The organism is bacterium (assembly GCA_016716565.1).
Lineage (GTDB): Bacteria > Bacteroidota > Ignavibacteria > Ignavibacteriales > Ignavibacteriaceae > IGN2.
In genome coordinates this window covers 614,525-635,212 of the sequence record JADJWC010000001.1, presented here as the reverse complement: position 1 = coordinate 635,212, position 20,688 = coordinate 614,525, and the positions used below count along the sequence as shown (strand labels likewise).

Genomic DNA, 20,688 nt, shown 5'->3' with positions numbered 1-20,688 from the left:
GGGATTTTTGGACTATGAACGTCTTTATAATTATTTTGACAATGCATATTGAATTAAATTCAAATCTAAAATGAAAAGCATAACGAAAGAAAATGTTTCCTTGATCGGTTTCCCGATGGACCTAGGTGCGGACAGGCGTGGAGTTGATATGGGTCCTTCCGCACTTCGGATTGCAGGCCTGCAGTCAAAGCTTGAAGCACTCGGATATAAAGTGATTGACAACGGTGATATCAAAATTGAAATTATGGAAAGACAGAAGATCAGAAATCCAAAATTGAAATATCTTGATGAGATTATTAAAACTTCAAAAATGCTGGCCGATAAAGTTGAAAAGGTTTTGGAAAAAGGTGACTTCCCGCTTTGTCTCGGAGGTGACCATTCAATGGCTATTGGTACAATTTCCGGTATTGCTGATTACTGCAGGAAAAAAAAATTAAAGCTCGGAGTAATCTGGATTGATGCTCACAGCGATATGAACACTGATGAAACCAGTCCCTCGGGAAATATTCACGGAATGCCGCTTGCTTCATTATTGGGTCTAGGCTGTGATGAACTTGTCAACTTTCTTGATTTCTCACCAAAAATACTTCCTGAAAATTGTGCACTAATCGGAATAAGAAGTGTCGATGAAGCGGAAAAAAATAATATAAAGAAGTTGAAAGTTCCGATTTACACAATGACTGATATCGATAAACTTGGAATACACAGAATTATAGCAAAAGTCCTAAAGCAATTCAGGGAAAAAGTTGATCACATTCACATCAGTTTTGATGTTGATAGTGTTGATCCATCAGTTGCACCCGGAGTTGGAACACCGGTAGCTGGTGGATTGAGTTACAGGGAAGCTCATCTATTGATGGAAACAATTGCTGAATGCGGCTGCATGTCTTCACTGGAAATAGCAGAAGTAAATCCGATACTCGATCATAAAAATCAAAGCGCAGCTTTTATTGCAGAACTTATTGCATCCAGCATGGGACAGAGAATACTCTAATGCGGCTAAACCAAATTGCTCTAATTGTAATAATATTTATAATAGTTTCATTTTTGCTCACGATTTTCGGCGTGCTTCCGGTAACTCTGATTGATATCTTATCGTATTCACTATTAATAATTGGGATGGCTCTTGTTTATAGCGAGGGAATCCGCCAAAACGGATTATCTGTTTTCCTTGGATCTGTTATTTTTCTTATTGGAGTTTATGCTCTGATTTCTGAAAATTTCACACTGAATATTAACAAGGAGATTAGCGTACCGATAATTCTGATAATCTCAGGCTCTGGTTTATTAATTCTTCACATAATTACTTCAACCAGAATAATATTCCTTTTGGTTTCAATAGCTTGTTTATCATCAGGTATGACTTTGTTGATTCTTGACAGCAGATGGAGCATCAGTACATTTATTCATTCAGTAATACCTGTACTGAATTATCTCTGGCCGATAATAATTATTTTGGCAGTGTTTATTTTATTGCTTCGGAAATAGCGAGACATGAAGGAATATAATTTATCCTGAGAAAAGATCTTCAGAATTACTATTTGATAAAGAAAAGTACGGCTATTAATATCAAAGTCACTGCAAAGAAAATGTAACTCAGCATCCGGCTTTGTTTTAAAGATTGATTCATTGATTCTATTTCACGTTTCAGTTGCGAATTAATATAATCGCGGGTTATTTTCTCAATCATTTCTTTATCCGGCTGCTGTTTAGGAACAATAGATTCAACAGCCTCGCGCACTTCCTGCAGAAAATTATCCGGTGTTCTTTTCTCTTTATGACTACTAATTACTTTAAATGGATCATCCTTTGGAATTGCAGAATTAAATCCACCTAATTGAATTTCTTCTCCCACTCCAACAGCAACTTCTTCTTCTACAACAACTTTTTCCTTCACTTCAATTAGTTCACCGAATTCTTCATTTTCTGCTTGCTCAAGTTTTACTTCTACGGGTTCAGCGACAGTTTCCAGAGCCTTTTTAGCCTCAATTTTTGCTTTTATTTCTTCTCTTAAATTATAAAGCTTCATCGCAGTTTTATCTTTAAGCTCAGTCGCAGGAGTACGTATCTCAAGCACCGTTGGAAGTAAAGCAACAACAAACTGATAATCAGCCAGTTCTCTCAAGGGGAATTCCTCAGCGGTTAACCGCTGTGATTGAAGTTCTTCTCTGTTTTTTTCATTTAGACAGCCAAGAACATCAAGCTTTATTAATTCTATAATTTTTTTTCTTTCCATAAAATTATTTTGCCTCTGAATGTTTCTGCATTAGATTTCCAATCGCGACTTGCAACTTGGATTTTACAGTAACAGTTGGAATTTTCAGCTTTGCGGCAATTTCATCCTGATCCATTCCGCCGTAATAGCTTAATTCCAAAACATATTTCTGAGCATCTGTTAAGCTATTTAATGCCTTCTCCATTTTATTTTTATTATTCATTACGTCCTCAAGTTCCATCGGTTGTATTTCCGGAGATAATTTTGGTAGAATGAATTCTTTTTCATAATCGTCTGTATACTCCGGCAGACTTTTACCTAATCTCCTGTTCAGCACATCAATTGCTTTATTCCGTGAAAGTGTTATTAACCATGTATAAATATTATTTGTCGTGAAATCAAATTGATCTATCTGCCGCCAGATGATCACAAACACATCAGAAAGTAATTCTTCCGCAGTCTCTTTATCGGTAACTATTTTTTTAATCAAAGAGTAAAGAATCGGAGCATAACGGTCATACAACTGCTCTAAGGCTTTTGAGTCATAACCGGCAACTTTCAACATGATCTCAGCATCTGTTAATGTATATCCTTCGGACACTTTTTATCTCCCTTCTACAATGGTTTGTTTCTAAAATTCAATTTGTTGAAAAATTCCTGCAATTTAAGTACCACTTAATATGGCGCATTAAATCGCCAAATGGCTTGAATACAATACAAAATATTGACTAACGACCGATGAGTTGTTAAAATAACTGACAGTAAAATTTATTCCGATTTTATGTCAAAGTTTGAATAAGACTGGAACAGTTACCTGTACTTTAATAGGTTTTCCCCGTTGCTTGCCGGGAGTGAATTTTGTTTTTAGTATTGCATCAAGTGCAGCTTCATCGCAGCCACCGCCAATTCCTTTCACTACTTCTGCACTGGTCACATTTCCATTTTCATCAACAAAAGCACGAATATAAACTTTGCCCTGAACACCGGCTCTTCGGGCAAGTTCAGGGTAAACTATTTTTTGCTGAATTGCTGTTAATCCTCCTATAGGTTCTGGCATTTCTTCAACAGCTACAAAGTAGGTTGGTTCTTCACTTTCTTTAATTACCTCTTTTGGTGGAGGAGCTTTTATTTCTTCATTGGTTTTTTCTTCCTCCGTAGAGGTAACTTGAGCAGTTTCAATTAACGGTGCTTCAATTGGTTCTGGTAATTTTGGCGGTGCTTTTGGCAGAATATTTTTATTGTTTTCTTTAGTTGGATTTTCTTTTTTTGTTTCAGTTTTGGTTTCGGTATTATTCTCAGATTTATTTTCGATCTCCTCCCGCTGATCATCTGCTGCTGACTGAATACTTTCTAAACCCTGAATATTATTATAAACGAACTCTTCGACAGGTTCAGTGACTACTTTTTTATCAGGTTTGTTTTCTGCTAAAGTTTCTGATGAATTAGTTTGCCTGAAGATGAACAGATAGCCAAATAAAGAAAGAGAAATCAAAAAAAGTAATATAGAAACCATCACGTATTTTTTGAGCTTCGAAGATGAAGCGATGTTAATTTCGTTTTCCTTAATTGATTCCGTATTAGTGACTGCAATAAATTTTTCATCCTCTGTTAATTCTTCTGTTGCTTCAATATGCTTTGATTCCCTATTGACAGCAGATGCTTTCGGTTTAACCTCTTCGTACCCAGCTACTGATTTGGGTGATGGATTGGAAACGGCTAAAGATCCCCAGTCAATCTTATTTTTATTAAGAATCTCTCCCAATTGTTCTTTATGTTCAGATTTTACTCCTACTCCGGGTGAAAATTTAGCTGGTTGATCATAACTGTTTTCAGAAGAAACAGACTGATTAAGTTTGTTTACTATTCTTTCTTTTGGTGCAGACGATGGATGTTCTGGTATTTCTAAAACTGAGGGTAGAAGCGCAGATAGGTTTTGTAACTCAGCGAGAGTTTTCCACGGAAAGTTTTCGTCAGTCTCTTTAAGTAATTGAAGATTACTTCTGTCATCTTTTTCGAGACATCCAAGTACTTCAAGAATTATTAGTTCAATGCTTTTTTTACCATCCATCAGTTATGCTTCCCCAGAGTGATTTTTTGCAGTTTAAGTACGTTTGAAAATGATTTCACTAATACACAAGCCTAAATAATTCGTCAGGCCTTCCTTCAATTATGCTCAAAATATCAAGAATTGAAAGCAATTTGGGTACCACAGGAATTATTTGCGCTTTAACACAAAAAGCAAAAATTCTCAGAATAATTATCTTCTTATTACTGATTTGAAGAAAAAATGACCGCCCGGAATTGCTGAAAGTTCTTCAATTTATCTAATTGGTTATAATTGTTTGATACTGCTACGGCAGATTTTTTTAAACTTTCACCTTCAATTGACTATTAAATCTGAATATTAATAAACGAATACTTAATGAACGATATAATATGTGGTTCATGCTTACAGCCCATTTTATTATTTTTGCTGAAACGTTTAATGATAAAGGATAAAATGACATCTCGTGAAATAAGAAATCAATTCTTAAACTTTTTTAAAGGAAAAAATCATAAAATCGTGCAGTCATCGCCGGTTGTTCCCTTCGATGATCCGACACTGCTTTTTACCAATGCCGGAATGAATCAATTTAAAGATGTATTTCTTGGAAAAGGAAAGAGAGATTATACACGTGCCGTTGATACACAAAAATGTATTCGAGTGAGCGGCAAGCATAATGATCTCGAAGAAGTTGGACACGATACTTATCATCATACGTTTTTTGAAATGCTTGGCAACTGGTCATTTGGCGATTATTACAAAGCCGAGGCAATCGAATGGGCATGGGAACTTCTTACTGACGTATGGAAACTTCCTAAAGAAAGATTATGGGCTAGTGTTTACAAAGATGATGACGAAGCTTTCAATTTATGGAAAACTAAAACAGATATTAATCCAAAACACATTTTACGTTTCGGTGAAAAAGATAACTTCTGGGAAATGGGTGAAACAGGTCCGTGTGGTCCTTGCTCAGAAATTCATATTAATGTAGGTGATGATTATGATAATCCCGAGTATGTGAATGCAGGATCTCCTGAATGTATTGAAATCTGGAATCTCGTCTTTATCCAGTACAACCGGGATGAAAACGGAAAGCTTCACGAACTTCCTGCAAAGCATGTTGATACAGGAATGGGCTTTGAAAGGATTTGTGCTGTATTACAAAAAACTTATTCCAATTATGACACAGATATTTTCTATCCAATCATTGAAGAAATTATTAAGCTCAGTAAAATGAAGATAGACAAAGATATCTATGCAGAAGCAAAAGGGAAATCCGAAGAAATAAAAATCTCAACGAGAGTAATAGCAGATCATATTCGTGCATTAACTTTTGCAATCGCCGATGGTGCTGTTCCCGGAAACGAAGGAAGAGGATATGTACTCAGAAGAATTTTGAGGAGAGCTGCACGCTATGGAAGAAAAATCAATTTAAACGAACCTTTCCTTTATCTTCTTGTTGATACGCTTATTCAAACAATGGGTGATGTGTTCCCCGAAATAAAAGAGAAAAAAGAATACGTTAAAAAAGTAATTAAAGGTGAAGAAGAAAGTTTTAACGCAACACTTGACCGTGGGATTGAACTCTTCGAGGAAATAGTTGAAAAGTTGAATAAGAAAAAAGAAAAAGTAATCCCGGGCGAAGATGTTTTTAAGCTTTATGATACATTTGGTTTCCCTGTTGATCTTACAAACATAATGGCAATCGAGAAGGGATTCACAATTGATGAAGTTCGTTTCAATGAATTGATGAATCAGCAAAAAGACAGAGCCCGTGAAGCGACAAAAGAAAAGTTTGCTTCAATAAGTGTTATGCTCAATGACACAAAAGATTTTAATTTCTCAATTGACACACCAACAGAATTCAGAGGCTACGATGAGTTAAAAACCACATCGAAAGTTGTAGGTTTCAAACGTGATAAAAATACAGAACTGATAATACTGGACAAGACACCTTTCTACGTTGAAGCAGGCGGACAGGTTGATGATACAGGAAGCTTGGTTATGAATGAAAATAAATTTGATGTTGTCGACTTATTGAAAGTTGAAAATAAAATTATCCACGTAATTGAAAATGATTCTAAAAAAAATCTTCAACCCGAAGTTGAATTAGTTGCCGAAGTAGATTCTATACGTCGCTGGGATATAATGCGAAATCACTCAGTAACTCATTTCCTTCATTCTGCATTAAGAAAAATACTCGGAACACACGTTCAGCAGGCTGGTTCTTATGTTGGACCCGATCATCTCAGATTTGATTTTACTCATTTCACAAAACCAAGTCCGGAAGAATTGCACGATATTGAAATCCTTGTGAACGAACAATTACGTCGAAATCTCCCGATGTATCATCATCGTAATATTCCATTTGAGGAAGCAAAGAAGATGGGTGCATTAATGTTCTTTGGGGATAAGTACGGCGATAAAGTAAACGTGGTTCAATTCGGAGATTTCACAATGGAGTTCTGCGGCGGTACCCACGTTAGGAATTCATCGGAGATAGGATTGTTCAAAATAATAAGTGAGGCTTCTATCGCAAGCGGAGTTAGGAGAATCGAGGCTGTAACTGGTGCCGGAGTTGAGAAGTATATCCAATCACAGCTTGAACATATGAAACAGTTCAGCCACCGAATTGATGAATTACTCGACACGAAAAAGAAACTGGAAAAGGAAATTTCCGATCTTAAATTAAAAGAGAAGCTTGGGCAACTTGATCATATTCTCTCTCTGCATTCTGAGGAAAAAGGAATCAAAGTTTTTAAAGGAAGAGTTCATGCAGACAATATGGATGAGCTGAAATCTTTCGGCGATGAACTGAGAAATAAAATGGGCAGCGGTGTTGGTGTTTTGATTTCGCAGATTGAAGATAAAGTCGGGATTGTAGCAGTTGTAAGCGATGATTTAATTAAAGAAAAGAAACTTAGTGCCGGTAAAATTGTTGGAGAGTTAGCGAAGCTTGTTGGCGGCGGTGGTGGTGGTCGTCCGCATCTTGCAACTGCCGGCGGAAAAGATATTTCTGGAATTCCGTCAGCAATCAGCAAAGTTGAAAAGATTATAAATGCTTTTATTAATAATTAAAAATTCAAATTTCAAAAGTCGAAAAAATATTTTGATTTTTGACTTTTTACTTTTGACTTTGAAAAATGTCTAAAACAAGAATTAAATATATTTGCTCGCACTGCGGCTACGAATCACTCAGGTGGCTTGGGAAATGTCCTGAATGTGAAAGCTGGAATTCATTTACAGAAGAAGTAATCGAAACCTCAAAGCGCAAACCTGTAATCTCCAAATCAAAATATGAAGTAAATACAATCGATTCAATATCAGCAAATGAAGAAGACAGAATCAAAACAGGCATAAACGAATTTGATCGTGTTCTTGGCGGAGGTTTAATGCCCGGTTCTGTTGTTCTTCTTGGCGGAGATCCGGGAATTGGTAAATCAACACTCGCAATGCAGGCAACTGCAAACATAGGACAAAAAGTCCTTTATGCAACAGGAGAAGAATCAGAAAAACAGATTAAGCTGAGAGCCAGCAGACTTAAAATCACTTCTTCGGATTTTTTTGTTCAGGCAGAAACAAATCTTTCAGATATTATCGGAGCTATCAATCAACTCTCTCCTTCTGTTGTGGTTATCGATTCTATTCAAACAATGTACAGAAGTGAGCTCGATAATTCTCCCGGGACTATTACACAGATAAGAGAATGCACAGCATTGCTGATGGAAGAAGCTAAGAAAAAGCATTACAGTGTTATTATAATTGGTCACGTTACAAAAGAAGGAATGATAGCCGGACCAAAATTGCTGGAACATATGGTTGATACAGTAATTCAGTTTGAAGGCGAATCAAATTATTCTTTCCGGATACTTCGTGCACAAAAAAATCGGTTTGGAAGCACAAACGAAATTGGTGTTTTTGAAATGCATGAAGATGGTTTGAGAGAAGTAAAAAATCCAAGCGAATTATTCCTAAGTGAAAGAGAAAAACAAACACCCGGTTCTGTTGTTACGTCAAGCATTGAAGGAACCAGACCTATATTACTTGAAGTTCAAGCACTTGTTACACCTTCAAACTACGGTTACCCGCAAAGAGTAAGTAACGGTTTTGATCAGCGAAGGTTATCAATACTTCTTGCGGTGCTTGAGAAGAGAGCAAATGTTCGTGTGTCTGCTACAAATGTCTTTGTGAATATTGCCGGAGGAATCAGAATTACCGAGCCAGCCGCCGACCTTGCTGTATGCGCAGCTATTGCATCAAGCTTGTCAGATAAAGTGATTGATAACCAAACAATAATTATCGGCGAAGTTGGATTGGGTGGTGAGATAAGAAGCGTTGGACACATCGACAAACGAATCCAGGAAGCTGAAAAGCTTGGATTCAAAACCGCACTCATTCCAGCAGGAAATTTAAAGGGAGTTAAATATTCCGAAAAGATAAAAATTCAGTCTGTTGAAAACCTACATCAAGCGATAGATTCAATTCTCAAATAAAGATAGTTGTTTCTCATCAAAATATCTTCCTAATAGATTCTGTTTGACACTATAGTCCTGAATCTGGTACAAATCCGGTTCAACTTCAAAATTTTTTTTTGCCCTTCTATCAGCAGGTTTTGCCGACAAATAAAATAAGATACCTGAATGTCAGTATACGAACTATAATTCGGTAGAAATTTTTCCGGAGGTTTTAAAGTATGAAGAATTTATTTACTACACTTTTATTTATTTTAATTCAGGCATATCAGTTATTTCCAACCGTTGAGCAAAACTCAAATCTTAAAATCAATGCAGTCAGAGCTGAAGAGCAAATAGTAATTGACGGCAAGCTTGATGAAAAAATCTGGCAAAGACCTGGTTTTACAAATCTAATCCAACAAGATCCTGACCAGGGAACAAAACCTTCTCAACACACTGAGTACTGGCTCGCGTTCGACGACGAGGCATTGTATTTCGCGGGAAAATTTTTTGATAGTCGACCAGATTCAATTCTAGCAAGATTAGTCCGGCGTGATTTTATCTGGGGTGATCCTTCGGATGGATGTGTTCTTTATCTTGATTCTTACCGCGATAAAAGAAGCGGATATTTCTTTTATGTTTCAGCTGCGGGAACACTTGCCGATGGTTTGATAGAGAATGATGTGAAACAGCCGAATGACATTTCCTGGGATGCCGTTTGGGAAGGAAGTGCAAGCTTGAACGATGATGGCTGGTCTGCAGAGATGAAAATTCCATACTCACAATTACGATTTCAGGAAGGCGATAATCAGGTTTGGGGAATAAACGTTGAACGATTCATCAGCAGAAGATTTGAAACCGATATGCTGGTTTATACTCCAAGAAATGAAAGCGGCTTTACTTCAAGATTCCCTGATTTAGTTGGTATTGAAGGAATAACTCCTCCGGCTCGTATTGAATATTTACCTTATGTTGTCGGCAAAGCAGAATACATTAAAACTGCACCCGGCGATCCTTTTAATTCCGGGAGTGAATATTCACCCGGATTGGGTCTTGATGTGAGAGCAGGTCTTGGCAACAGCCTCACACTTAATGGAACAATCAATCCTGATTTTGGACAGGTTGAAGTCGATCCAGCAATAGTAAACCTCACAGATGTTGAATATACATTCCAGGAAAAAAGACCATTCTTTACAGAAGGTGCTAGCATTTACAGATTTGGTTACGGTGGAACAAACAATACTGTTTCTTTCAATTGGCCAACAACAAATATTTTTTACAGCAGAAGAATCGGAAGAGCACCACAAGGAGGGCTTCCACCTTATGATTATGCAGATGTTCCAAATGGAACGCACATTCTTGGTGCAGCAAAAATCTCGGGACAGGTTTATGATGGATGGAAGCTTGGGACAATCCAATCATTAACCAAAAAAGAATTTGCAGATATAAGTGTTGATGGAATGAATTCGAGCGTTGAAGTAGAGCCGTTAACTTACTATGGAGTACTTCGGCTGCAGAGAGATTTTAATAACGGAGAGCAGGGTTTTGGAATCCTTTCAACATTAACTAATCGATTTTTTGACGATCCGACACTTCGAGATCAGATAAACAAAAATGCTTTTGTAGTTGGTGGCGATGGCTGGACATTTTTAGATTCAGATAATACTTATGTTTTAACGGGCTGGGCTGCACTTTCAAGCATTGCAGGTACAACTGAAAGACTACTGGCTCTTCAGACGAGTCCAACTCATTATTTTCAGAGACCAGATGCTACACACGTTTCGGTTGACAGCTCGGCAACTTCCATGACCGGATACGGCGGAAGATTCATGCTCAATAAGAACCGCGGAAGATGGACATTCAATACAGCAGTAGGTTTTTTAAGCCCAAAGTTCGAACTGAATGATCTTGGCTTTGGTTCATACAGCGATTACATGAACGCTCATTTTCATACAAGCTATATCTGGAATGTTCCAACAGAATTTTATCAGTATTTCGGTTTCAATGCATCTACTTTTGTCAGTTATGATTTTGGTTGGAACAAAGTCGCGCAGGGTTACAGAGCAGGAGCTTATTATGCTTCACGCGATTATTATACAGCCAGTGTGTCTTACTTATACAATCCTTCAACATTGAATTCAAGAAGAACACGGGGAGGACCTTTAACTGTGAATCCCGAGAGACATTCGATAAACTTTGATGCAGGTACTGATAACAGAGTTTGGTGGGTGTTACAGGTTGGTGGAAATTATAATACGGGTGAAGATGGAACTTCTCGTGGTATTTATACTAATCTGGAATTTAAAGTTCTCCCAACATTAACTGTTTCATTCGGACCTGAATATTACAAGGATATTATCGAGACCCAGTGGATTCGTAATTTTACAGATGCGGTTGCTACTGATACTTATGGTAAACGCTATGTTTTTGCTCACCTTGATCAGACAACTTTTTCAGCAAACATCCGTGCAGACTGGATAATGAGTCCAAAACTGAGTTTCCAGGTTTATATTCAACCGCTAATTGCTTCAGGAAATTACAACGATTTTAAATTCCTCGAACAGCCAAGCTCATATGATTATACAATCTATGGTGAGAATGGATCAACTATCGAGCAAGGCACCAATTCAAACGGTGATGTTACTTCATACACACTTGATCCTGACGGAGAAGGACCGGCGGAACCAAAAACTATCGGCAACCCGAATTTCAATTATATTTCTCTCAGAGGAAATGCTGTTCTCAGATGGGAATATATGGCCGGCTCAACACTTTATCTTGTGTGGACACAAAGCAGAGAAGATGTAACACCAACAGGAGAATTTGAGTTTGGAAATTCATTTGATAATCTGATGAGCGTAAAACCCGATAACATTTTTATGATCAAGATTACATACTGGTTGTAAATAATTTTAACTGCATTAAAAATTTCCCCGGTGAACAAATGATTTAGCCGGGAATTTTATTTTTCTTTTTAATCAGATGCCAAATCTATCTGTTACATTTTCAAGTTCGACTTTTTTCAAATTCATTAAGAAATTTTTCCTCCAATGAGCTCATCAGCTCTGATTTATATCACACTAAGCTTACTTTTCAGAAATCATTTATCTATATTTTTGTTCGGATTATTTGAATACTATACACATTAATGAGATTCTCACTAAATAGAACATACCTTCTGCTGTTTCTTCTGCTGCCCATGCTGCTCTTCGCACAGGATAGAAAAATTCTTATCATCGCTGAATCTGATTCTCTTCCTGATAATGCTGATGTTTATATTGTTGGCGGAAGAAGTGATTTGGGCTATTGGACAAGGCATCAGAAGATGAAACGTGAGGGTGAGAATAAATGGGTTTATGAATTATCTGCAAAATCCGGTGACACACTGTTTTTCAAATTCACAAGAGGTGACTGGAGTACCGAAGCAGTTGACTCAAACGGAATGGAATTTCCAAATTTTTCTCATTTCGTTAATAATGATACAACACTAAAGTTCAGATTCACAAAATGGCGGGATCAGGTTCAACAAAAAATAATTCTAACCAAAGAACGTATATTAAATAAAGGCGGCTTTGTCGAACTGTTTGAAGGATGGAAATATAAAATCGGTGATGACACAGCCTGGGCTGATCCTGATTATGATGACAGTGACTGGAAAAATATAAATCCCCAGTTAAGCAAAGAAGATTTTGATAAACTTGACTGGACAGGGAATATCTGGTTCAGAAATGAAATTCAGGTTGATTCATCTTTGTGGAATATCGTGTTTGGATTTAACTTTTACTGCACGGGTGCAGCAGAAGTTTATTTAAACGGAAGACTTCTTTATAAATACGGAGTGGTCGGCACTTCAAAGCAAAATGAAGAAATATTTCTTGATAGAAATCCGCGGCATATTTTATTCGATAAAAAGGAAACACAGGTTCTCGCTGTAAGATATTCTAACCACTCTGCTGAAAAATTAGCAAATAGAAATATCGAGGTTGGCTTTACGGCTATGCTGGGAGATATGGAAGTTTTTTCTTACAACAGAATAAATGCAGTAAGAGAGCTCACTGTAAGTCAGATGGCTTTTGGTGCATTCATTCTTGCTTTTGCAATAATGCATTTGCTGTTATTTGTATTCTACCCGAAAGTTAAAGAGAATTTATTTTATTCGATCTCGATGTTATCTTTTGCTGCAGTCATTTATACATCAGTTCAGAATAATTTTAACAATTCCATCTTATCGAGTATAATCTTACTAACAATAAATTCTGTTGCGGTTCAGCTTTCATTGCTTTTTGGGTTACTTACTGTTTATACAAGTTCGTATGGTAGAATGCCTAAATATTACATTTTCTTTATAATTGCCACCGCACTCTTTGTAATCCATACAATCTTCTTCCCTCTCTGGATAGTCGAAGCTGCTGATATAGCTTTTTTTATTTTTGCCGGCATTATCACTGCTGAGATTGTCAGATCTGTAATCCGTTCAATTAAAAATAAGCAAGAATGGAGTTGGGGCTGGCTTATCGGTGTTGGTTTTATTGTGGCAATCTTATTAATCGGATACCAGGTACTAATACTTACAGATGTAATTACTCAACCGCTTTTCGGAATTTATCTGGTTTATGTTTATGGATTGGTTTTTCTTGCCATTACTGTCTCAATCAATCTTGCAAAGAGAATGGCAGATACTCACCTGAATCTTGAAAAACAATTAGTTCAGGTAAAAGATCTTTCACAGAAAACTATCGAGCAGGAAAGAAGAGCAAAAGAAGAAGAGTTCGCAAGAAAACTTCTTGAGGCTGATAACCAAAGAAAAACTAAAGAGCTTGAAGAAGCACGGAAACTTCAGTTATCTATGCTGCCAAATAATGTTCCTGAAGTTCCGGGATTTGAAATTGCCGTTTATATGAAAACTGCTTCAGAGGTTGGCGGTGATTATTATGATTTCAAGTATGATAATAATGGAAGACTTATTGTTGCAGTCGGTGATGCAACAGGTCACGGAATGAAAGCAGGAACTATGGTCGCAACTATCAAAGGTTTGTTCACCGCTGAAAATTCGCAGACAGATGTTGTAACCTTTTTGAATAAGAGCAATTCAATTATCAGAGATATGCGTCTCGGTAATATTTATATGGCAATGCTCGTTGCAAAGATTGAAAACGAAAAAGTTACTATCTCGTCAGCGGGAATGCCGCCGGCACTTATTCACAGAATTAAAAACAATCAGGTTGAAGAAGTAAAACTTCAGGCGATACCGCTTGGTGGTCCGGCAGATTTCACTTATCCTAAAAAAGAAACAACTCTCTCTTCAGGAGATACATTACTTCTTATGTCAGATGGCTTTCCGGAATTGTTCAATGAGAAAAAAGAAATTCTTGATTATCACATTGCAAGAGAAATATTCGCTTCAATCGAACATTCATCTGCTGATAATGTAATAAAACATCTGTTAGCAGAAGTCGAGCGCTGGAAAGGAAATGCAAAACAGGAGGATGATATTACATTCGTTGTCATTCGGAAGAATTAGCTAAAACCTTTTAATCCGGCGAATTTTGAAGAATATTCCTTTGTGTTTTCTAACTTTTGTTAGTGTTAAGTAAATATTTTTAGATGCTTTATTATCAATTCCAACCGCTATTGTGATATTCAGGAGTTTTTATATTTTTATGTGTGGCTTTTGCCATATTGTTATTTAATTATTAATTGAGGTCTCTTGTGAGCAAAAAACTTTTTGTGGGAAGTCTCCCATGGGCAGTCAACGACGAAAGTTTAAAACAAGCTTTCGCTCCATACGGTAAAGTTGTGTCTGCCACAGTTGTAACAGATCGCCGGTCCGGACGTTCGAAAGGTTTTGGTTTCGTGGAAATGGAAAATGATTCCGAAGCCAAAGCAGCTATCGAAGCACTTAATGGTTCTGAGCTTAACGGCAGGAACATTGTTGTGAACGAAGCAAAACCAAAGGAAAAAGAATAGGAATAAAACCTTTACGGCTTAATTTGTTTATTGAAGCGCTCATCTTTCGGGCGCTTTTTTATTTTAAATCAAAACGCAAACGTATTCAAACTAATCACAAAATTATTGTTTCCCCGGTAATTTAGCTTCCAGGCAAACTCAAGCTGGAATGGAATAATTCCCTGCCCCAAACCAAAACCAATTTCATAAAATGGCTTATCAAATGTTTTTATTTCAACAGGAAGAAGGGCTGCAGACTCATCTACGATTTCTGTAATTGCTGAGTTGAAGAAAACATTAAGAGTTATTTCCCAATCCTTAAATCCCGGTACTTTCAACAGTTTGAATAATTCATCACGAAAGTTGTATTCAAGATTCATTGTCGCGACTCTTTCTCCGAATATTTCATTCACTTTCAGAGTCCTGAATGTAAATGATTTTGAGAGCAGATTTATGTTGCCCGGCAAAGCGTACATATCCTGGTACGTAAGAGCACCGACATTATACATTCCGAAAAGATCAAGGTTAATGAATGAAGAACGGAAAGTCGGTATATAGTTATTTATGTACAGCTTGTAAGTTGTAAAATTAAGATCGCTGCTTAACCAGTCATTATTTGAATGAGTTACATCGCCTTCAAAAGTTGAATAATAACTTCCTGAGGAAACTCTTCTCCGGAAATAACCATCTTCAATGTAATTTCTGAAATCAAGTTTGAAACCGGCAGTTAATGCATTTATTGTTGCTTCATAAATATTCGGATTAACCGGATACTGCTTATCTTTTTTGAAGAATGAAAAGTCGGTGTTGTTCTGTGCACTTTTATCTTTTCTGTTGAGAAATCCTGCACTCAAGGCAAGCACTGGGAAAACTTCACTTTCAATTTTGAAATCAAATCCTGCAGAATAGTAATAATCCCTGAATTCTTCTTTGTTTAACAACGCTAAAAGAGAAGCTGTCAAATCAGCGTACTCATCAGAAGAGCCGAAAAGAATTTTAATTGTGTTATATGCATTAAGATTAAGTGAAGTTGTCCTGTAATCGCCGAGGAGATATTCAAACGAGAAATCTGTTTTAAATCTTTTATCCGAAAACCCGTACGCAAAATCAAGATCAGAATTTAACCTCTGATCAAAATAATCTTCGAAATAAAATCCGAGTCTGGGAGTGAAGCCTTCTACCCTGTTAAATCTCCAGAAGTTGAGAGTTCCGTTAATTGAAAAGTTTTCCGAAAAATATGTTCGCGTACTTACCCACGAAAACTGATCCCAGAAAGAAAAGGGCAGCTTTTGTAAACTATCAATTCTTTCATAAGCTGTGGTTTCTTCGTTAGTGTTGGGTATTGTTTGAGTCGTTGTCCAGTATAGCGAATCTTTTTTATCAGCATCAGGAAGTACTGTAACAATAGCTTTGTTAAAAGTATCATCGCTCAGTTCAGGATTGATTTTGTAGTCGTAGAGAATTGTATTCAGCTCAAAACCAAAATCAACCAGACCGAGAACATTTCCTTTCGCAAAAAGCCTGTAATCAACCGGCATATAAATATCGTCGTAACTCGTGAATTGCTGGAAGATGCTTATCGTATCAAATATTCCTCCGACATTTGCTGATCTATTTAGTTCAAGCTCAACCTGGATAAGTTCGTAAGTACTGTCATTAATAAAAATGCTTCCCTGGAATCCCGGATCGTCTGGATTTTCAACTCTGAAAAAGAGCTTATAAACTTTCCGGTCGTTCTTCATCACCATCCCATCGATATAATAGTAATAATAATCAAGTGCATCATCAGCAATTGGTCCGGGTAATCTTCCGCCAAAAAATCTTATATCATCTTCATAAAAATTTTGAATTAGTCTGCCACCCGTAAGTATGTTTATTGTCGGCGGAAAGTTAGCACTTTGTTTTCTTGCTATTATCGTCTCTTTAAACTGATCCGGTTTTTTAAAATATCCTTTGCTCTGGTTTTCAAGTATACCTGTGATTTTAAGTTCAGCGGAATCCGATTCCGTTCCAACTCCCGCAGAAACAGTTCTTCCTCTTGCACTTATCTCATCTGTGGTTCTGATTAGTCCTTTAGTGTAAGCTTCGAATTCATAAGTATTAAGTTTTGCATTCCGTTCATTCTTCTTCTCTATTGCTTTGCGGATTATTTCAAGCGCTGGATTTTCTCCGGGAAGAATTACAATATCCGGTAGGATTATTTCTGTTTTCTTCAGAAAGAAGTCCACATCACTAATATTCTTATTAAGATTAACTTCTATAGTGTCAGAATAATAGCCAATGTACGAAGCCACTAAAAGATAATTTCCTGCCGAGAGTTTTATTTCATAATCGCCCTTCAGGTTTGCAGCTGTACCTAGTGTTGTGTTCAGCACACGAACATTGGAATATGGTAGTGATTCATTGGTTTGACTGTCTGTTATTTTACCTGATATTATAAATGTCTGTGCAAAAATGCTGGCCTGGATCAGTAAAAAGAAAATGATAAGGTATTTAATGTTCATACAGAAAAAGATTGTTATCGTTTTTCAAAACTAAAGAAAAGTTGTTTTAGTATTAAGCGAAATTTTAGTGTTATAATTGTTTGGATAATCATTTATCTTTTTAAAGTAAATAATAAATTTGTTAGAATATGAAATACAGAACTTTAATAGCAACACTGCTCTTTTTTAATTCGATAGTATTGTTCTCACAAGAACAAACCACAACCGAGACTGACCCGGTAAACATAACCGCACAGGGAGTTATAAATAAATATATCTACGCTATCGGCGGAATTGATAAGTTTAAAAGCGTAATGGACAGAACAACGGTTATGACAGGAACAGCTATGAGTCAGCCGATTGAAATAGTTGTGATGCAGAAATATCCCGATAAATTATTTCAAGAGCTGAAAGCCGGGGAAGTAAGGCAGCTTCTTTATTACAGTAACGGAAAAGGATCAATGATAATCGGTACAGAAAAAACCGAGATTGAAAAAAAAGAACTTGAACGTCTTATGATGGATGCAACAATGCATCTTCTGCTAAGTCCGGATAGTTTTGGTGTGAAAGCTGAATACTTAGGAATTGAATGTATTGACAGTGTAGATTGTTATGCGATCAAGTTAACCTTGCCGTCAGGAATCAGATGGTTTCAATATTACAGCATGCAGAATGATCTGAAGTTCAAAGAGACAAAGGAAATTCAAACCAAACAGGGATTATTCGAACAGGAAACTTACTTCTCCGATTACCGTGAAGTTAAAGGCTTAAAATTTCCATTCACCATAACACAATATTTTGGCTTGCAGGAAATTGAACTGACTGTCAACAGCATCGAAATTAATACTGGTTTGGATGATAGCGTTTTTGAGCTGCCATAGATTTCTTCAGCCTTTATCTATGTTAAAATACTTTTTACCCACGAGCAGTCATTCCCACGAAAGTGGGAATCCAATTTTTCTACTTTTACTGAAATGGATTCCTGTTTTCACAGGAATGACATTTGAAAAAAGTTAACTCGATGAAAGTAAAAAAATACTCTGCTATTGTCTTTGACCTCGGAATGGTTCTTATACCTTTCGATTATACCATTGCTGTAAAAAGATTAAACCAGATTGAGCAAAATCTCGGCAGCAGATTCATTGAGTATTATAATTCCAATTATCACTTGCATCGGGAATTTGAAAAAGGGATGATAACCGAATCTGAATTCATAAATAAAATGCTGGCAATTGTTAATCATAAACTTGACCGGGAAACTTTTTGCAAAATTTATTCAGAGATTTTTTCCGTTAATGAGGATGTCGTTGCTTTATTGCCGGTACTTAAAAATGATTACAAATTATTTCTGCTTTCAAATACAAACTCAATTCATCAGAAGTACGGCTGGCAGAAATATGAATTCCTGAAATATTTTGATGAGCTGATTTTATCTCACGAGGTAAAATCACTAAAACCAGAAGAAGAAATCTACCGTGCAGTTGAGGCGGCATCCGGTTTTTCATCTAAAGAGCATTTTTATATTGATGACATTCCGGAATATGTCGATGCTGCAAAGAAGATTGGCTGGGATGCAGTTCAGTTTGTTGATTATGACCGGCTAATAATCGATCTTAAGAACAGAGACATATTTTAGTTTTTTGTTGGTTAGTTTTTAGTCATAGTTAATCAGTCTCTGGTTATAGTTTTGTGGTTAACGCTAAACAATAGGATTCCAATAACAAAAGACTAAAAAACTAAAACCAATAACTAATAAACTAATAACCACATGTGCCTGATAGTTTTCGCAAATAACGTTCATTCTAAATACAAGCTGATTTTTGCTGCTAACCGTGATGAATTTTATGAACGTCCAAGCGAGCAGGCTGAGTTTTGGACTGAACATCCTGACCTTCTTGCCGGAAAGGATTTACAGGCTGGCGGGACATGGATGGGAATAACTCGGCAAGGCAGATTTGCTGCTATTACTAACTACAGAGATTTGACAAATCATCGGAACGATGCACCGTCGCGGGGTAATCTTACACTTGATTTTCTAGTTAGTGATATCTCACCATTGGATGACTATAACAGTTTGAAGGAAACTTTAAATCAATTTAACGGCTTTAATCTGATCATCGGTACTGTTGATGAGCTTTGCTACTTTTCAAACAAAACAGGTGGTTTGAAAAACTTGAATCAGGAGTTCACGGAATTAGCAATGCAATTCTCGATACTCCCTGGCCAAAAGTTGAAAAGAGCAAACGAAATCTTAAGCATTTAATTGAACAACGCAATATTCATCCGTGGGAAGTGCTGAATCTGCTTGATGACACCTCGCTCGCAAAAGATGAAGAACTTCCGGATACCGGTGTAGGACTCGAACTGGAGAGGATGCTTTCACCCATCTTTATTAAATCAGAAAAATATGGGACGAGATCTTCAACCATCGTCACTGTGGATATAGATAATAAAGTTCGTTTCGTTGAGAAGACTTACTTTGCAAATACAGGCAGATATTCAAACAGAGATTTTAATTTCATTATCAATAAAAATATTTGAGCAATCACATTTGTCCAAAATAAAAGGACCTCACTCTTATCTCTCTCCGGAAAGGAGAGAGAATTATTGTCAATAAATCAATAAATGCTAAAGCACTGACAGAATATTTTTATTAGGTCATAATTTTCAATAAGCCCTTCCCCTTTCAGGGGAAGGGTTGGGATGAGGTCGAGACCTTTATATAAACACTTGAACATCATTGTTATTCAGAAGACATTTTTAATATTATTTTATAAGGGAGCGTGTATAATATGGAACAGAAAGTAATTCACGAAAAAGAAAATGAACGCTTTGTTATTTATACTGAAGGAAATGAAGTATATGTTGAGTATACGATGAGAAATAACGAAATGAATTTGTATCACACTTACACCCATCCAGCTTTGCGCGGGAAAGGTTTAGCGGCTCTGGTTGTCAAAGCCGCTTTGGAATTTGTAAAAGAAAATAATTTGAAAGTTATTCCAACGTGCTCTTATACTCAGGCATTCCTCGCAAAGAATGATGAGTATAAAAGTCTGGTCAGTGACTAATTACTTCAACTTTGCGTGAAGAATTATCATCGGACCGGTTAAAGCTCTTGATACCGGGCAGCCTGCTTTTGCCTGCTCAGCATAATTAACAAATTTTTCATTATCGATTCCTTCAACATCACCTACAGTATCAAGTTCAATTTTTGTGATCGTGAAACCAGCATCGGTTTTTTCAAGATGAACTTTTGCATCGGTTTTAATCGAATTAACTTTAAATCCGTCCTTCGATAAACCATTTGCAAGAGCCATTGAAAAACAGCCTGAGTGAGCAGCACCAATCAACTCTTCAGGATTTGTAGTTGAACCAGTTTCGAAACGTGAACTGAAATCATAAGAGGTGCTATTTAACACTTTGGTTTCAGTACTTATTGCCCCTTTTCCACCTTTTAAATCGCCTTTCCATTCGGCGTTTGCTCTTCTAATTGGCATATTTTCTCCTTTGTTTTTGTTTGATAAGATAATAGAATTTGAATGT

15 protein-coding genes and 1 pseudogene are annotated in these 20,688 nt (G+C 36.7%); 11 read left to right on the top strand and 5 right to left on the bottom strand.

Annotation, left to right across the window (positions count from 1 at the left end; genetic code table 11):
- The first annotated feature begins 70 nt into the window (after positions 1 to 70).
- A complete protein-coding gene (rocF, locus tag IPM14_02820) occupies positions 71 to 994 on the top strand; it encodes an arginase (GenBank protein MBK9097052.1) in 924 nt (307 codons plus the stop codon).
- Complete coding sequence (locus IPM14_02815) at positions 994 to 1,488, top strand: hypothetical protein (GenBank protein MBK9097051.1); 495 nt, start codon at positions 994 to 996, stop codon at positions 1,486 to 1,488. Before rocF ends, IPM14_02815 begins: the two co-directional genes overlap by 1 nt.
- Positions 1,489 to 1,537: 49 nt before the next feature.
- Here the strand turns inward: IPM14_02815 and IPM14_02810 are convergent, their stop codons facing one another.
- The 3 genes from IPM14_02810 to IPM14_02800 all read right to left on the bottom strand — a co-directional run bounded on the left by IPM14_02810 (position 1,538) and on the right by IPM14_02800 (position 3,728).
- Entirely contained in the window at positions 1,538 to 2,236 is a 699-nt protein-coding gene (locus IPM14_02810) for a hypothetical protein (GenBank protein ID MBK9097050.1), read from the bottom strand.
- A gap of 4 nt (positions 2,237 to 2,240) precedes the next feature.
- Positions 2,241 to 2,816, bottom strand: a complete 576-nt coding sequence (locus IPM14_02805; protein ID MBK9097049.1) for a sigma-70 family RNA polymerase sigma factor — start codon at positions 2,814 to 2,816, stop codon at positions 2,241 to 2,243.
- A gap of 183 nt (positions 2,817 to 2,999) precedes the next feature.
- Positions 3,000 to 3,728: an energy transducer TonB gene (locus IPM14_02800; GenBank protein MBK9097048.1), complete on the bottom strand. Its 729-nt coding sequence runs from the start codon at positions 3,726 to 3,728 to the stop codon at positions 3,000 to 3,002.
- Between the two features lie 987 nt (positions 3,729 to 4,715).
- Here IPM14_02800 and alaS point away from each other — a divergent pair.
- From alaS to IPM14_02775, 5 genes are all read left to right on the top strand, one after another.
- Complete coding sequence (gene alaS / locus IPM14_02795; protein MBK9097047.1) at positions 4,716 to 7,337, top strand: alanine--tRNA ligase; 2,622 nt, start codon at positions 4,716 to 4,718, stop codon at positions 7,335 to 7,337.
- Between the two features lie 65 nt (positions 7,338 to 7,402).
- Entirely contained in the window at positions 7,403 to 8,752 is a 1,350-nt protein-coding gene (gene radA, locus IPM14_02790) for a DNA repair protein RadA (GenBank protein MBK9097046.1), read from the top strand.
- A gap of 200 nt (positions 8,753 to 8,952) precedes the next feature.
- Positions 8,953 to 11,619, top strand: a complete 2,667-nt coding sequence (locus tag IPM14_02785; protein ID MBK9097045.1) for a carbohydrate binding family 9 domain-containing protein — start codon at positions 8,953 to 8,955, stop codon at positions 11,617 to 11,619.
- A 242-nt stretch (positions 11,620 to 11,861) separates the two neighbouring features.
- On the top strand, positions 11,862 to 14,234 hold the full coding sequence (locus tag IPM14_02780; GenBank protein ID MBK9097044.1) for a SpoIIE family protein phosphatase: 2,373 nt from the start codon (positions 11,862 to 11,864) through the stop codon (positions 14,232 to 14,234).
- A 188-nt stretch (positions 14,235 to 14,422) separates the two neighbouring features.
- A complete protein-coding gene (locus IPM14_02775; protein MBK9097043.1) occupies positions 14,423 to 14,680 on the top strand; it encodes an RNA-binding protein in 258 nt (85 codons plus the stop codon).
- 68 nt (positions 14,681 to 14,748) lie between these two features.
- Here IPM14_02775 and IPM14_02770 read toward each other — a convergent pair whose 3' ends face one another.
- Positions 14,749 to 17,163 (bottom strand): carboxypeptidase-like regulatory domain-containing protein, encoded by a 2,415-nt coding sequence (locus tag IPM14_02770; GenBank protein ID MBK9097042.1) that lies wholly within the window; start codon positions 17,161 to 17,163, stop codon positions 14,749 to 14,751.
- 128 nt (positions 17,164 to 17,291) lie between these two features.
- Here IPM14_02770 and IPM14_02765 point away from each other — a divergent pair, with 128 nt between their 5' ends.
- The 4 genes and pseudogenes from IPM14_02765 (at position 17,292) to IPM14_02750 (ending at position 20,213) form a co-directional block, all read left to right on the top strand.
- Positions 17,292 to 18,023 (top strand): hypothetical protein, encoded by a 732-nt coding sequence (locus tag IPM14_02765; GenBank protein ID MBK9097041.1) that lies wholly within the window; start codon positions 17,292 to 17,294, stop codon positions 18,021 to 18,023.
- 140 nt (positions 18,024 to 18,163) lie between these two features.
- The gene (locus tag IPM14_02760; protein ID MBK9097040.1) at positions 18,164 to 18,778 is read left to right on the top strand and encodes an HAD family phosphatase; all 615 of its coding nucleotides are present in this window, start codon (positions 18,164 to 18,166) and stop codon (positions 18,776 to 18,778) included.
- A gap of 132 nt (positions 18,779 to 18,910) precedes the next feature.
- A pseudogene (locus IPM14_02755) lies at positions 18,911 to 19,683 on the top strand (NRDE family protein).
- A 251-nt stretch (positions 19,684 to 19,934) separates the two neighbouring features.
- On the top strand, positions 19,935 to 20,213 hold the full coding sequence (locus tag IPM14_02750) for an N-acetyltransferase (protein ID MBK9097039.1): 279 nt from the start codon (positions 19,935 to 19,937) through the stop codon (positions 20,211 to 20,213).
- Here IPM14_02750 and IPM14_02745 read toward each other — a convergent pair whose 3' ends face one another.
- Entirely contained in the window at positions 20,214 to 20,642 is a 429-nt protein-coding gene (locus IPM14_02745; GenBank protein MBK9097038.1) for an OsmC family protein, read from the bottom strand.
- Positions 20,643 to 20,688: the final 46 nt, after the last annotated feature.